Consider the following 13,723-nt stretch of genomic DNA (forward strand, 5'->3'; position numbering starts at 1 on the left):
GCTCCGGGCGCCGGTCAGTCCTCCCGGTGCTGGACGGCGTGGATGCCGACCAGATCGTCGACCCGGTACCGCGACTCGCCGGAGCCTCCGTTCTCGACCGGCTCGACGAGGTTGGCCTCGACCAGGCGGTCGAGGGCGCGGGTACCGTCGCCCCCGCCCAGGGCCAGCGCGGTGCTCTCGACGAACTCGGCCCCGCGCAGCGCCCCCAGGCGGCGCAGCAGCGCCCGCGCCTGCGGATCCAGCGCGGCGTAGCTCCCGTCCAGGACGGCGCGCATCTTGAGGTCATGGGTGGCCAGCTCGTCCAGCCGCCGGTTCTCGTCCCGCAGCGGCACGGCCAGCCGGGCGAGGGTCTGGGACGGCCGCAGCGCCAGCCGGGCGCCCACGATCCGCAGCGCGAGCGGCAGGTGCCCGCACAGCCGGGCGATCTCCTCGGCGACGGCCCGCTCCCCGGCGATCCGCGCGGCGCCGGCCAGCCGTTCCAGGAAGGCCAGCGCCTCGGCCGTGGTGAACGGCCCGGGCCGGACCCGCTCCACGCCGGGCAGGTCGACGAGCCGCTGCCGGCTGGTCAGCAGCACCCCGCACCCGCGCGTGCCCGGCAGCACCGCCCCGGCCTGGCCGGCGTCGGCGACGTCGTCGACGACCAGCAGGATCCGCCGGTCGGCCAGCCGCTCGCGCAGCATCGCGGCGCGGCCGTCCAGATCGCCGCGCGGGCCGCCGCGCTCGCCCAGGCCGTCCAGCAGGTCGCCGAGCGCGTCCCGCGGATCGCGGGGCCGCGCGGTCGAACCGCCGAGCCGGACGTACAGCTGCCCGCCGGGGAACCGCTCCCGCAGCGCGTGCGCCGCCTTCAACGCCAGCACTGTCTTGCCGACGCCGGGCCGGCCGACCACGGCGACGATCGGCACGGTCGCGGGCCGGTCCGGGCCGGTGAAGTGGTCGACGATCTGCCGCAGCTCCGCCGTCCGGCCCACGAAGTCGCCGATCTCGGGCGGCAGCTGGCAGGGCGCGCCGGGGCGCGCGTCCCACCGGGCGGCGGGGGCGCGGCCGCCGCCGCGGCGCGGGCGGGCGCCGGGCGGCTCCACCGACCGGCGCAGGATCGCCTGGTGCAGGTCGCGCAGCTCCGGCCCGGGGTCGAGGCCGATCTCCTCGCGCAGGACGGTGGCGCACGCGCGGTAGCACTCCAGCGCCTCCTGCTGCCGGCCCTGCCGGTACAGCGCCTTCATCAGCAGCGCCCACAGCCGCTCGCGGAACGGCTCGGCGCTGGCCAGCTCGCGCAGCTCGCCGATCATGTCCTCGCCGTCGCCGAGCTCCAGCTCCAGCTCGAACCGCCGCTCGGCGGCGCGCAGCCGCTGCTCGACCAGCCGGGGCACGTCGATGCGCTGCACATGGTCGGAGGGGACGTTGCTGAGCGGGCGGCCCCGCCACAGCGCCAGCGCCTCCCGCAGCAGCGCGATCTCGCGCTGCCCGTCGCTCTCCCGCCGGGCCCGTTCGGTGAGGCGGGCGAACCAGGCCAGGTCGAGGTCCTCGTCGGCGACCTCGATGACGTAGCCGTGCGGGTCGGTGCGGATCAGCCGCCGCGCCGGGTCCGCCCCGCCCAGGGTGCGTCGCAGCCGGCCCAGATGCACCTGGGCGGTGCCGCGCGCGTCGCTGGGCGGGTCCGTCCAGAGCCGGTCGATCAGCTCGTCGACGGTGACGAGCCGGTTGACGTTCAGCAGCAGCGACGCGAGCAGGATCCGCTGCTTGGTCGAGCGAATCGGAACGCGCCGGCCCCAGACGGTCACTTCGAGGGGGCCGAGCGCGCGGAATCGCATCAGGGGTTCTGTGACCAAGCTACGACTCCTCCGGTTTCCCGAAGGAGTGGCCGTGCTCGTGCATGCCGGGGAGATCCTCTCGGGGGAATCGGGCGTCCACCTCCCTCCATTCCCCACGACCCGTAATCGAACAGTCACAGAAAGTAGATCGTTGGCCTCCCGGTGTCGGGCGGCCGGGCGTCAGGCGCCGGACGAACGCAGCCGCGCGATCTCGTACAGCGAGATCCCGGCGGCGACCCCGGCGTTCAGCGACTCGGCCCGGCCCGGCATCGGGATCGTGACCAGCATGTCGCACGTCTCGGCGACCAGCCGCCCGAGGCCCTTGCCCTCCGACCCCACCACCAGCACGAACGGCCCGGACGCGAGCTCCAGATCGGCGACCCCGACACCGCCGGCGGCGTCCAGCCCGGCGACGAAGCAGCCCGCCTTCTGGTACGCCTTCAGCTGCCGGGCGAGGTTGGTGGCCTGCGCCACCGGCACCGCCGCGAGGGTGCCCGCGGACGCCTTCCACGCGCCCGCCGTCACCCCGGCCGCGCGGCGCTCGGGCACCACCACCCCGTCCGCGCCGAACGCCGCCGCCGACCGCACGATCGCGCCGAGGTTGCGCGGGTCGGTGATCCCGTCGACCGCGACGATCAGCGGCGCGGCGCCCTTCAGCAGATCGTCGGGGTGGGCGTACCGGTACGGCCGGACCTGCAGCGCGATGCCCTGGTGGACGGCCCCGTCGGTGAGCCGGTCGAGCTCGTTCTTGCCGGCCTCCAGCAGCGGGACGCCGCGGTCGGCGGCCAGCTGGATCGACTCGCGGATCCGCTCGTCGGTGCCGGACGTCACGTACAGCGCGGTGCCCGGCACGCCCGCCCGCAGCGCCTCGACCACCGGGTTGCGCCCGGTCACCAGCTCGGGCGTCTCACCCGTCGCGCGGCGCGCCCCCGCCGGACGGCCCGTCCGCGCGGGCTCGGCACCGGCTTCCTTGGAACGCGCCCCTGGCCCCACGGTCGTGGTACCGGTCCGCTTGGCGCTCTTCACCGCGCGGGCACGCTGCCGCTTGGCATGCCAGTGCCGGTCCTCCGCCTTGGGAGTGGGACCTTTGCCCTTACGCTTGGCCATTCTCGGTACGCCCCTCGCGCTCACGTCTCAGCTAAGGGCGCCGGGCGCCCCCAAGCCTCCGAGTTTAGGCGCCGCGCACGAATGGGACGGTTTCTTTCTGAGGGGGCGACCCTCAGCCCCCCCGGCAAGAGCAGACTGACCGAGTCAGTCGCGCTTGAGTTCCCAGCGGGGTCCGTTCGGGGTGTCCTCGACCAGGATCCCGGCCTCGGCGAGCCCTTCGCGGATGGCGTCGGCGGCGGCGTAGTCCTTGCGGGCCCTGGCCGCCTGCCGCTGCTCGAGCGCCACGCCCACCAGCGCGCCCACCACCGGGCGGAGATCGTCCTCCCCGGCCCGCGACCACTGCTCCGAGAGCGGGTCCAGGCCCAGCGCGCCGGTCATCGTCCGCACCTCGGCCAGCCGCTCCAGCACCGCGGCCTCGTCGCCGGAGGCCAGCGCGCTGTTGCCGTCCCGCACGGTCTCGTGGACGACCGCCAGGGCCTGCGGCACGCCGAGATCGTCGTCCATGGCCGCCACGAACGCCTCGGGCGCCCGGGGCGCCTCCGCGACCGGGCCGGCCACCTCGGCGGCGCGGGTGGCGAAGCCCTCGATCCGCTGGTACGCCGAGACCGCCTCGGCCAGGGCCGCGTCGGTGTAGTCCATCAGCGACCGGTAGTGCGCGGCGGCCAGGTAGTAGCGGATCTCGGCGGGACGGGCCTTGCCGAGCAGGTCGGTCAGCAGCACGACGTTGCCGACCGACTTGCTCATCTTCTCGCCGTCCACCGTGAGCAGCCCGTTGTGCAGCCAGTAGCGGGCGAAGCCGTCACCGGCCGCGCGGGACTGCGCGATCTCGTTCTCGTGGTGCGGGAAGATCAGGTCGACGCCGCCGCCGTGGATGTCGAACGTCGGCCCCAGGTACTTGGTCGACATCGCCGAGCACTCCAGGTGCCAGCCGGGACGGCCCTCGCCCCACGGCGTCTCCCAGGACGGCTCCCCCGGCTTGGCGCCCTTCCAGAGCGCGAAGTCGAGCGGGTCGCGCTTGAGGGCCTCGTTGGGCGTTTCCCCCTGCGAGCGCATGTTCTCCAACCGCTGGTTGGACAGCGCGCCGTACTCCTCCGCCCAGGACCGCACGTCGAAGTAGACGTCGCCGCCGGCGGCGTAGGCGTGCCGCCGGTCGATCAGCCGCCGGATCAGGGTGATCATCTCCGGGACGTGCCCGGTCGCGCGCGGCTCGATCGTCGGCGGCAGGCAGCCGAGCAGGTCGTACCCCTGGGTGAAGACCCGCTGGTTGGCCTCCGCCACCGCGAACCACGGCACGCCCTGCTCCGCCGCCACCGCGATGATCTTGTCGTCGACGTCGGTCACGTTGCGGGCGAAGGTCACCTCGTACCCGGACCGGCGCAGCCAGCGCAGCAGCACGTCGTAGATGACGCCCGAGCGGAGATGGCCGATATGCGGTGCGGCCTGCGGCGTCGCACCACACACGTACATCCCCACACGGCCCTCTTCCAAGGGCTCGAACGTGCGGACGCTACGGGCGCTGGTGTCGTATAGGCGCAGGCTCACATGACCAGGTTATGGGATCAGCCCCCGCCCGCGCCGGGACTCGGCGCGCGATCACCCGGTCCGCCGTCAGGCGGTCTCCTCCATGAGATGTTCGAGGGCCGTGACGGCGTGGGCCCGGTGCACGTTCAGGACGCGGACGGCCTCGTCGGCGTCCTGGGCGCGCAGTGCGGTGAGGGCGGCGCGGTGCTCGCCGATGACGCGTTCCCGGTTGATGCCCTCGGCGTAGTAGATCGAGCGGTAGGCGTCGGTGGCGTCCCACAGCATGCGGATGAGCCGGACGAGGCGGGGCATGCCGGCGTACTCGTAGAGCGCCAGGTGGAAGGCCCGGTTCGCCGCCGCCATCGCCAGCACGTCCCCGGCGGCGGCCGCGCGCTCCACCTCGTCTTCGGCGCGTTCGAGCGCGGCGAGGTCGTCGGGCGTCACCAGGGCGGCGGCGCGGCGGACCGCCTCCTCCTCCAGCAGCTCGCGGATCCGGTACACCTCGCGCAGGTCGTCCAGGGACAGCTCCTCGACGAAGTAGCCGCGGTGCGCCCGGTAGGCGACCAGGCCCTCGCCCTCCAGGGTCTTGAGCGCCTCGCGCAGCGGGACCCGGCTGACGCCGAGCTCGTCGGCGACCACGTCCTGCCGGATCGCGGCGCCGGGCCGCATCCGGCCGCTGGTGATGGCGCGCCGCAGCTCGTCCAGGACGAACTGCTGCGCCGTCGGCGGCCGCGTCCGCTGCGTGGTCATCGTCCCAATATCTCACGGACCCAGGCGTCGTCCTCGCCGAGCCGCGGCGGCGCGAGCCGGTACGCGGGCGGGGTCGCGCTGAACCTGATCGGGTTGGCGACCTGGGCGGCCGGACGGTCCCGGCGCGGGTCGTCCACCTCGACCGCGGGTGCGAGGCCGAGCCGCGCGCCGAGGTCGAACGCCTCGGCCAGGTCGTTGATCGGGCCGCACGGCACGCCGGCGTCGGAGAGCGCGGTGAACCAGTCGTCGGCGGTGCGGGTCCGGAGCGTCCGGGAAAGCGCCTCGACGAGCGGCCCGCGGTTGGCGACGCGGTCGGCGTTGGCGGCGTAGCGGGGATCGGCGGCCAGCTCCTCCCGGTCCAGGACGGTGCACAGCGCGCGGAACTGGCGGTCGTTGCCGGCGGCGATCACGATCGCGCGGTCGGCGGCCGGGAACACCTCGTAGGGGACGATGCTGGGGTGCCGGTTGCCCATCGCCTTCGGCACCGTCCCGGCGGCGACGTGGGCGGACGCGTGGTTGGTGAGCGCCGACAGCAGCGAGGACAGCAGCGACACCTCGACGCGCTGGCCCTCGCCGGTCCGGTCGCGGTGCCGGAGCGCGGCGAGGACGCCCATGGACGCGTGCAGGCCGGTGATGACGTCGACGAGCGCGACGCCCGCCTTGGTGCCGTCGCCGCCGGGTTCGCCGGTGACGCTCATCAGCCCGCCGACCGCCTGCGCGATGAGGTCGTAGCCGGGCAGGTCGGCGCCCTTGCCGGGGCCGAAGCCGGTGATGGAGCAGTAGACGACCGCCGGGTTCAGCTCCCGCGCGTGCTCGTAGCCGAGGCCGAGCCGGTCCATGGTGCCGGGGCGGAAGTTCTCGATGACGACGTCCGCGCGGGCGACGAGGGCGCGGGCGACGTCGAGCCCGGCGGCGTCGCGCAGGTCGAGGGTGATGGAGCGCTTGTTGCGGTTGACGGCGAGGAAGTAGGTGGCGTCGCCGTCCGCGGCGTACGGCGGGCCCCACGAGCGGGTGTCGTCGCCCGCGCCGGGCCGCTCGACCTTGACCACGTCGGCGCCGAGGTCGGCCATCAGCATCGTGGCGTACGGCCCGGCCAGCACCCGGCTGAAGTCGGCGACCAGCAGGCCGTCCAGTGCACCGGCGCTCATGCAACCCCCTTGGATCTCGGATATCGGATCCAATCTACAATGCGGGGTATGACGACGACACCCCGGCATCAGCCTGTCCACCCCAGCGCCCTGTTCGGAATCGACGGCCTCCTCAGCGAGGAGGAGCGCGAGATCCGCGCCACCGTGCGCAAGCTCTGCGACAAGGAACTCCGCCCGCACCTGCCGGAATGGTTCGAGAAGGGAGGCATTCCGGCGCGCGAGCTGGCCAAGCAGTTCGGGTCCATCGGCGTGCTCGGCATGCACCTGGACGGCTACGGCTGCGCGGGCCTGGGCGCCGTCGCCTACGGCCTGGCCTGCCTGGAACTGGAGGCGGCCGACTCCGGGCTGCGCAGCCTGGTGTCGGTGCAGGGATCGCTGGCGATGTTCGCGATCTGGAAGCACGGCAGCGAGGAGCAGAAGCGGCAGTGGCTCCCCGCGATGGCGCGCGGCGAGGCGATCGGCTGCTTCGGGCTCACCGAGCCCGACTTCGGCTCCGACCCGGCCGGCATGCGGACCCGGGCCCGCCGCGACGGTTCCGACTGGGTGCTGTCGGGCACCAAGATGTGGATCACCAACGGTTCGGTCGCGGACGTCTCCGTCGTCTGGGCCCGTGCCGACGACGGCATCCGCGGGTTCCTCGTCCCCGCCGGCACCCCCGGCTTCCAGGCCCGCGACATCGAGCGCAAGCTGTCGCTGCGCGCCAGCGTGACCAGCGAACTGGTGCTGGACGAGGTACGCCTGCCCGCCTCGGCGATGCTGCCGGAGGCGCGCGGCCTGTCCGGCCCGCTGAGCTGCCTCAACGAGGCCCGCTTCGGCATCGTGTTCGGCGCCATCGGCGCCGCCCTCGACTGCCTGGAGACCACCCTCGACTACGTCGGCGAACGCCAGGTGTTCGACCGCCCGCTCGCCTCCTACCAGCTCACCCAGCAGAAGCTCGCCGACATGACGCTGGAGGCCGGCAAGGGCCTGCTGCTGGCCGTCCACCTGGGCCGCCTGAAGGAGGCCGGGACGATCACTTCCGAGCAGGTCAGCGTCGGCAAGCTCAACAACGTCCGCGAGGCCATCGACATCGCCCGCACCTGCCGGACGCTGCTCGGCGCCAACGGCATCACCCTGGAGTACCCGGTGATCCGGCACGCGGCCAACCTGGAATCGGTCCTCACCTACGAGGGCACCTCCGAGGTCCACTCCCTCGTCATCGGCCGCGCTCTCACCGGCCTCCCCGCCTTCCACTGACCCCCGCGCGGTGCGCCGTCCGGCCGAGGACGGCGCACCGAATCACCCTGACGAGGGGACGTCCTCGTCCTCGCCGACCGTCGCCAGGTGGCGGCACAGCTCGACGAACGCGACCGCGTTCGGCACCCGCGCCGCGATCGCCGTCACCGAGGCGAGATCATCGTGCGAGCGGACGAACACCACCCCGTTGTCGACGCCCGCCTCGGCCACCGCCGGCCACGCCAGGCGCTCGCCCTCCTTCTCGACGCCGTCCGGCCCGACCGCGAACGGCCCCAGCCGGACGACCTCGCCCGACCGCACCCGCTCCACCAGCCGCGGCAGCGTCCGCCCGGTCACCTCCGCGAGCACGCGCTCCCCCAGCTCGCGCACCTCCGGCAGCTCCTCGCCCAGCCGCAGCTCCCGCCCGTCCGCGGCCACCACCACGAACCGGAAACGGCTGCGCCCGTCCGCCTCGTGCCGCACCCCGGACACCGAGACCGACACCAGGTCGTCCCACTCGAACGCGGTGGGCTCGCCGCCCGCCTCCAGGACCAGCCCGCCGGTGAACAGGTACACTGCCCGGTTCCGGGCGCGCATCTCGTCCGGGCGGATCACGAACCGCCCTGCCGCCGCCGTGCCGACGACGGCGAGGAGGACGGCCAGCACGCCCGGCACCGCCCGGCCGGCAGCCAGCAGGACCACCGCCAGCGCGGCCGGCACGACCCCGGCCAGGACGGCCAGGCCCGTCCACGCCAGAGCGCGCCTCAGGCCGACGCGCCCATCGAAGGACCGCACCGGGTCCCCGAGTTTGCGATCGGCCGCCCGTTCCAGGACCGAAGGGGGAAAGGACATGGAAGTGCGACTACCCGACTCTGTTCGCTGTAACGGCCAAATTCGTACGACGCTAGCGCGTTATCCGGCCGCTCGCGCCCACGTCCAGGCGTATTCGGGATCCTCGCAGCGCCGCGCCGCCGGTCCGAGGCGCAGTGGCCGGAATGTGTCGATCATGACAGCCGTCTCCGTCGTCGCTCCATGCCCCTGGCGGACCGCCTCCACGACGGCCTCCACCGCGCCCGGCATCGGCCCGTGCGTGAACCCCGACGGATGCAGCGAGATCGAACCGATGCCGATCCCCGAACCGCGCCGCGCCGAATAGTCGCCGCCGACGTAAAACATCATCTCATCGCTGTCGACGTTGTGATGGTTGTACGGGATCGGCACGGCCTCGTCGTGGAAGTCCAGCGGACGCGGGCAGAACGAGCAGATCACGAAGTTCGGCCCCTCGAAGGTCTGGTGGACGGGCGGCGGCGCGTGCGTCCGCTTCACGATCGGCTCGAAATCGCGGATATTGAAGACGAACGGGTACAGGCAGCCGTCCCACCCCACCACGTCGAACGGGTGGTGCAGGAAGGTCAGCCGCGACAGCCCGCCCCGGTTGCGCACCAGGACCGGCACATGATCGTCCTCGACCAGCAGCGGCGCGCCCGGCCCCCGGAGATCCCGCTCGCTGTACGGGGCGTGCTCCAGGAACTGCCCGTACTGCGACAGGTAGCGCCTGGGCGGCCGGATGTGCCCGCGCGCCTCGATCACCAGCGCCCGCAACGTCGCGCTCGGCACCCAGCGGTGGATCGTCCCGGTCGGGACGACCACGTAGTCGCCCTCCCCGACGTCCAGCGCGCCGTAGGTCGACTCGAAACGCGCCGAGCCCTCCTGGACGTACACCACCTCGTCGCCCATCGAGTTCCGGTACAGGTCGCTGACCCCGGCGCCCGCCACGAACGACAGCCGCACGTCGTCATTGCCGAACAGGACCTGCCGTCCCAGCACCAGATCACCGCCCACGGGCAGATCCTGGGTGCGGTACCCGCGCGGCAACAGCGGATGGTTGGCCACGAGCTCGTCGGACGCCTCCGCCACGCCCTCGCTCTTCACGATCGCCGTCGGCGGGTACCGGTGATAGAGCAGGCTCGAATCGGACGAGAACCCCTCCTCGCCCATCAGCTCCTCCGCGTACAGGCCCCCGTCGGGACGGCGGAACTGCACGTGGCGCTTCCGCGGGACCTCTCCCACGACCCTGTAGTACGGCATCGCTGCCTCCCCACGGGACGTATTCCCCTGTCACAACACCGTAAGCGGCGCGAGAAGATCACCGCGAGGTTAGGAGCATCCCTGGTTAACTTCCTCTGAAGCCCCCCGCGTGCCTCCCGGAGCCTCCAATGCCGCCTGCCGAAAACCGCCAACACCGGCTGCTCACCACGGCCGCCGGACTGGTCGTCGCCGTACTGGCGGGCGGCGCGTTCGTGGTGACCTACGACCTGCTGCGCGAGTTCGCCCTCGCGGGCCGGGCGAGCAGGCGCTGGGCCCCCGCCTATCCGGTCATGACCGACGCGCTGGTCGTGATGACCGTCCTGTCGCTGATCGTCGCCCGCAACGCCCCCTGGTGGTCCCGCTGGCTCCGCGGCGCCCTGCTCCTGCTCCTGGTGGCGGGCACGGCCGCGATCGCCGTCCAGCACGCCCTGTGGGGCTTCGGCTCCGTCCCCGACGACCCGGTCCGCGCCGGCGTCGCGGTCGCCCCGCACATCATGCTGATCATCGCGGTCTGGCTGTGGCTCCGCATGATCAGGCAACTCCGCCGTCCGGCGGAGGAAGCGCCCCCCGAGGTGCCCGCGCCACGCCCCGCCGAGCCCCCGCCCCTCCCGCTCGTCAGCCTGGACAAGAACGAAGACGAAGACGAAGGAGAGGGAGAGGACACGGAGAGCACCGACCCGAACGGCATAGACACCTCCGAGGAGCTCCCCATCTGGGAATGGGACCCGCCCTCGAGCTCCGTCCGAAGCTCCCCCACCCCACCCGGCCGAGAAGATCCCTGACCGGGTAGAGGTAGGTCTACCTCCGAGACTCCACCCCGGTCCAATGCGCATGATCGGCCGCTCCTCCAAGGTCGTGGGTGTTCCCAAAAGAGGAGATCGGTATGAGATGGCGGATCGCGGTGGCGGCCTCGGCGACCTGGGCAGGCCTGTGCCTCGCCCCGGCGAGTGCGGACTCCCGCCACGAATGCGCGGACGCGACCGAGCAGTGCAAAGGGACGATCTCCGTCCCGCTCGACTGGAACGACCCCGGCTCGGAACGCATCTCAGTGGGCTTCGCCTGGGTCCCGCGCACCGACCTGTCCCGGCCCGCACGCGGAACCGTCCTGGTCCACCCGGGCGGATTCGGCGCCTACACCAGCGGTGCCGCCGTGTTCCAGGAGGTGCTCGGCCCGGCCCTGCGACACCAGAACCTGCTCATCGTGGACATGCGCGGTACCGGCAACTCCTCGCCGATCCGCTGCGTGGGCCTCGACGTACGCAAGCCCGAGACCATCCGGGCCTGTGCCGGACAACTCGGTGAGCGGGGCCGGTTCTACAGCACCGACCAGTCGGTGAAAGACATGAACGCGGTCCGGGCAGCCCTGGGCGTGCCGAAGGTGACGTTCTACGGCGGCTCGTACGGCACCGTGTTCGGCCAGGCGTTCGCGGCCCGCTTCCCGCGCCACCTCGCCGCGATCCTGCTCGACAGCACCGACCCGATGCGCGCGGACGGATACGGGACCGCGCTGCGCGCCGATGTCCTCGGCCGCGGCCTGGCCGATCTGGACGTGGTGTGCGACGCCTCCCCCGCCTGCAGAGCACTGCCCGGCACCGCCGATGACCGGCTGACAACCCTGGTGGAACGGCTCCGCGAAAGCCCCGACGAGAAGGTCCCGCTCGCCGCCCTCGCCCAGGTCGTCCAGAAGAAGGGCGCGGACGCCGTCCTCGGCCGGGAGGTCAACGCGGCGATCGCCGCCTACCTGAACGGCGACCCGAAGCCGCTGCGCCGCTTGAGCGAGCCGATCCTGCCGCTCCTCCAGCGACCCGGAATGCCGGTGAACGAAGCGGAGACGGCGGCGCTGCCGTTCTCCTGCAACGACTTCGCCTTCCCCTTCGACCGGCTCGCCTCACCCGAGAAGCGGCAACGCCAGTTGGACAAGGCGTACGCCGAAAACCCGCCGGTGGCACCGTTCACCGTTGACGAGGTCTTCGGTTTCATGGGCGGCTCCTACCCGCAGTGGTGCGTGCCGTGGCCGACGTCGAGACCGTCGCCGCCCGTGCCGCCCGGCGCCGCGTACCCGGACGTGCCCGCCCTGGTCATCGGCGGAGAGCTGGACCCGGGCATGGGCAGCCGCGAAGCGACCGCCGTGGCCCGGCGCTTTCCGCGCGGCACCGCCGTCACCGTTCCGTTCGGCGGCCACCTGTCCACCTTCGGCGGCCACGGCGCGTACAGCCTGTGCGTGCGCGACCTGATGCGCTCATTCATCGCCGACCCCGGCCCCGTCCGCGATCCCGGCTGCAGCGCCGAAACCTATCGCGCGATCGGGTCCTTTCCCCGAACGCTCGCCCAGGTCCGCCCAGCGACCGGTTCCCCACTGGATCGCGAGGATGCCCGTCTGGTCTCGGCCGCCTTCGCCACCGTCAACGACGCGTTGACCCGGCGGGCTCCCGAAGCCGCCATCGTCGGCCGGATATCCGACCAGGCCGGGCTGCGCGGCGGCCGGCTGATCCTGGAGAAGGACACCCCTTCGGTGCGCCTGGAACAAACCAGATTCGTCTCCGATCTCGCCGTCACCGGTCAGGCCGCCTTCACCACCGGAAACCAGGCGACCGCCAAAATCCAGACGCGCTCGCGCGACAGAAGCAGCACACTGACGCTCACATGGAAAACCCTGCGCCCCGAAAGCACCACCCACGTAACGGGAACCCTGAACGGCCACCCATTCAGCGTCTTTCTGGGGGGCCACCCCCCAGCGCGCACCCCCTCCACTCGCTAGCGCTCGCTCCGGGGGCACCCACCCCTTGGCAGGGGGCTACGCCCCCCGCACCCCCCGACAGGGGACCGGGAGGCGTGGGGGGCTGGTGGGGTGGCCTCCAGATCAGCAGGTGACCAGAGCTACGGCTATTGCCGCTAGGCCTTCGCCTCGGCCGGTCAGGCCGAGGCCGTCGGTGGTGGTGGCTGAGAGGCTTACGGGGGCGTTGCCCAGGGCTTCGCTCAGCGTCTTCTCGGCTTCGGCGCGGCGTTTGCCGATCTTGGGCCGGTTGCCGATGACCTGGATGGAGACGTTGCCGATGGTGTGGCCGGACTCGGTGACGAGACGGGCGACCTCGGCCAGGAGGTCGGGGCCCGAGGCGCCGGACCAGCGGGGGTCGGCGGTGCCGAAGACGGCGCCCAGGTCGCCCAGGCCGCAGGCCGACAGCAGGGCGTCGCAGGCGGCGTGGGCGGCGACATCGCCGTCGGAGTGGCCGGACAGCCCGGGACCTTCTCCGGACCAGTGCAGGCCGGCCACCCAGAGCGGGCGGTCGGGGTCGCTCGCAAACGGGTGGACGTCGGTTCCGACGCCCACCCGTGGCAGCCCGGTGCTCAACTCAGCTGGTGAGGATCTCGTCGAGCAGTGCCTCGGCCTTGTCCTCGTTGGTCTTCTCGGCGAGCGCGAGCTCACTGACCAGTATCTGGCGGGCCTTGGCCAGCATCCGCTTCTCGCCGGCGGACAGGCCCCGCTCCTTGTCGCGCCGCCACAGGTCGCGTACGACCTCGGCGACCTTATTGACATCTCCGGAGGCGAGCTTCTCGAGATTCGCCTTGTAACGCCGCGACCAGTTGGTCGGCTCCTCGGTGTAGGGTGCGCGCAGCACCTCGAACACCTTCTCCAAGCCTTCCTGGCCCACGACGTCCCGGACGCCCACGTCCTCAACGTTCTCAACCGGAACCTGCACTGTCAGGTCGCCCTTGTCGACCTTCAAGACCAGGTAGGTCTTTTCCTCACCTTTGATGGTGCGAGTCTCGATGGCCTCGATCCGAGCAGCCCCGTGGTGGGGGTAGACGACGGTGTCGCCGACCTGGAAAGTCATGTGACAAGTACCCCTTCCGCTACTACCAGGGTAGCACGGGCCGGGCGGTGACTGTACCGACCTTTGTGACATATGCGCAGGTCAGGACACATATTGGGGTCTTGACAAAGCCCGCGGATGGTGCATCTGGGGCTTGTTCGACAATGGAAACACGATCGAAACGCCCTCGCCACACCCCGTGACGGTGGCCGCGCGGGCTCCGGAGAACCCGGCCTGTCTCGAGGTGGCCTCAGGTAGCGCGAGTGCGTTGCCC

At 72.3% G+C, this 13,723-nt stretch carries 12 protein-coding genes; 3 read left to right on the plus strand and 9 right to left on the minus strand.

Annotated elements, in window-relative coordinates:
- Positions 1-14 precede the first annotated feature (14 nt).
- The 5 genes from ABD340_RS21460 to ABD340_RS21480 all read right to left on the minus strand — a co-directional run bounded on the left by ABD340_RS21460 (position 15) and on the right by ABD340_RS21480 (position 6,334).
- Positions 15-1,826: an AfsR/SARP family transcriptional regulator gene (locus ABD340_RS21460; RefSeq protein WP_344591046.1), complete on the minus strand. Its 1,812-nt coding sequence runs from the start codon at positions 1,824-1,826 to the stop codon at positions 15-17.
- A 162-nt stretch (positions 1,827-1,988) separates the two neighbouring features.
- A complete protein-coding gene (gene rlmB / locus ABD340_RS21465) occupies positions 1,989-2,915 on the minus strand; it encodes a 23S rRNA (guanosine(2251)-2'-O)-methyltransferase RlmB (RefSeq protein ID WP_344591048.1) in 927 nt (308 codons plus the stop codon).
- Positions 2,916-3,059: 144 nt separating this feature from the next.
- Positions 3,060-4,457 (minus strand): cysteine--tRNA ligase, encoded by a 1,398-nt coding sequence (gene cysS / locus ABD340_RS21470; protein WP_344591050.1) that lies wholly within the window; start codon positions 4,455-4,457, stop codon positions 3,060-3,062.
- 66 nt (positions 4,458-4,523) lie between these two features.
- Positions 4,524-5,186, minus strand: coding sequence for a GntR family transcriptional regulator (locus ABD340_RS21475; protein ID WP_344591051.1), 663 nt, complete (start codon positions 5,184-5,186; stop codon positions 4,524-4,526).
- Positions 5,183-6,334 (minus strand): CaiB/BaiF CoA transferase family protein, encoded by a 1,152-nt coding sequence (locus tag ABD340_RS21480; protein ID WP_344591052.1) that lies wholly within the window; start codon positions 6,332-6,334, stop codon positions 5,183-5,185. The genes ABD340_RS21475 and ABD340_RS21480 overlap by 4 nt, the downstream gene beginning before the upstream one ends.
- 48 nt (positions 6,335-6,382) lie before the next feature.
- Here ABD340_RS21480 and ABD340_RS21485 point away from each other — a divergent pair, with 48 nt between their 5' ends.
- On the plus strand, positions 6,383-7,570 hold the full coding sequence (locus ABD340_RS21485; RefSeq protein WP_344591053.1) for an acyl-CoA dehydrogenase family protein: 1,188 nt from the start codon (positions 6,383-6,385) through the stop codon (positions 7,568-7,570).
- 42 nt (positions 7,571-7,612) lie between these two features.
- Here ABD340_RS21485 and ABD340_RS21490 read toward each other — a convergent pair whose 3' ends face one another.
- Positions 7,613-8,401, minus strand: coding sequence for a DUF6585 family protein (locus ABD340_RS21490; protein ID WP_344591054.1), 789 nt, complete (start codon positions 8,399-8,401; stop codon positions 7,613-7,615).
- A gap of 60 nt (positions 8,402-8,461) precedes the next feature.
- A complete protein-coding gene (locus tag ABD340_RS21495) occupies positions 8,462-9,637 on the minus strand; it encodes a homogentisate 1,2-dioxygenase (protein ID WP_344591055.1) in 1,176 nt (391 codons plus the stop codon).
- Between the two features lie 128 nt (positions 9,638-9,765).
- On the opposite strand from ABD340_RS21495, the gene ABD340_RS21500 reads away from it, so the two are divergent.
- Complete coding sequence (locus tag ABD340_RS21500; protein ID WP_344591056.1) at positions 9,766-10,419, plus strand: DUF2637 domain-containing protein; 654 nt, start codon at positions 9,766-9,768, stop codon at positions 10,417-10,419.
- A 101-nt stretch (positions 10,420-10,520) separates the two neighbouring features.
- Entirely contained in the window at positions 10,521-12,395 is a 1,875-nt protein-coding gene (locus ABD340_RS21505; protein WP_344591057.1) for an alpha/beta fold hydrolase, read from the plus strand.
- A gap of 102 nt (positions 12,396-12,497) precedes the next feature.
- Here the strand turns inward: ABD340_RS21505 and ispF are convergent, their stop codons facing one another.
- Positions 12,498-12,965 carry a 2-C-methyl-D-erythritol 2,4-cyclodiphosphate synthase gene (ispF, locus tag ABD340_RS21510; RefSeq protein ID WP_344591058.1) on the minus strand — a complete coding sequence of 156 codons (468 nt, stop codon included), beginning with the start codon at positions 12,963-12,965 and terminating at the stop codon, positions 12,498-12,500.
- A gap of 22 nt (positions 12,966-12,987) precedes the next feature.
- Positions 12,988-13,470, minus strand: a complete 483-nt coding sequence (locus ABD340_RS21515) for a CarD family transcriptional regulator (protein WP_285701713.1) — start codon at positions 13,468-13,470, stop codon at positions 12,988-12,990.
- Between the last annotated feature and the right edge of the window lie 253 nt (positions 13,471-13,723).

It is taken from the genome of Actinomadura vinacea (assembly GCF_039532545.1).
GTDB lineage: Bacteria > Actinomycetota > Actinomycetes > Streptosporangiales > Streptosporangiaceae > Spirillospora > Spirillospora vinacea.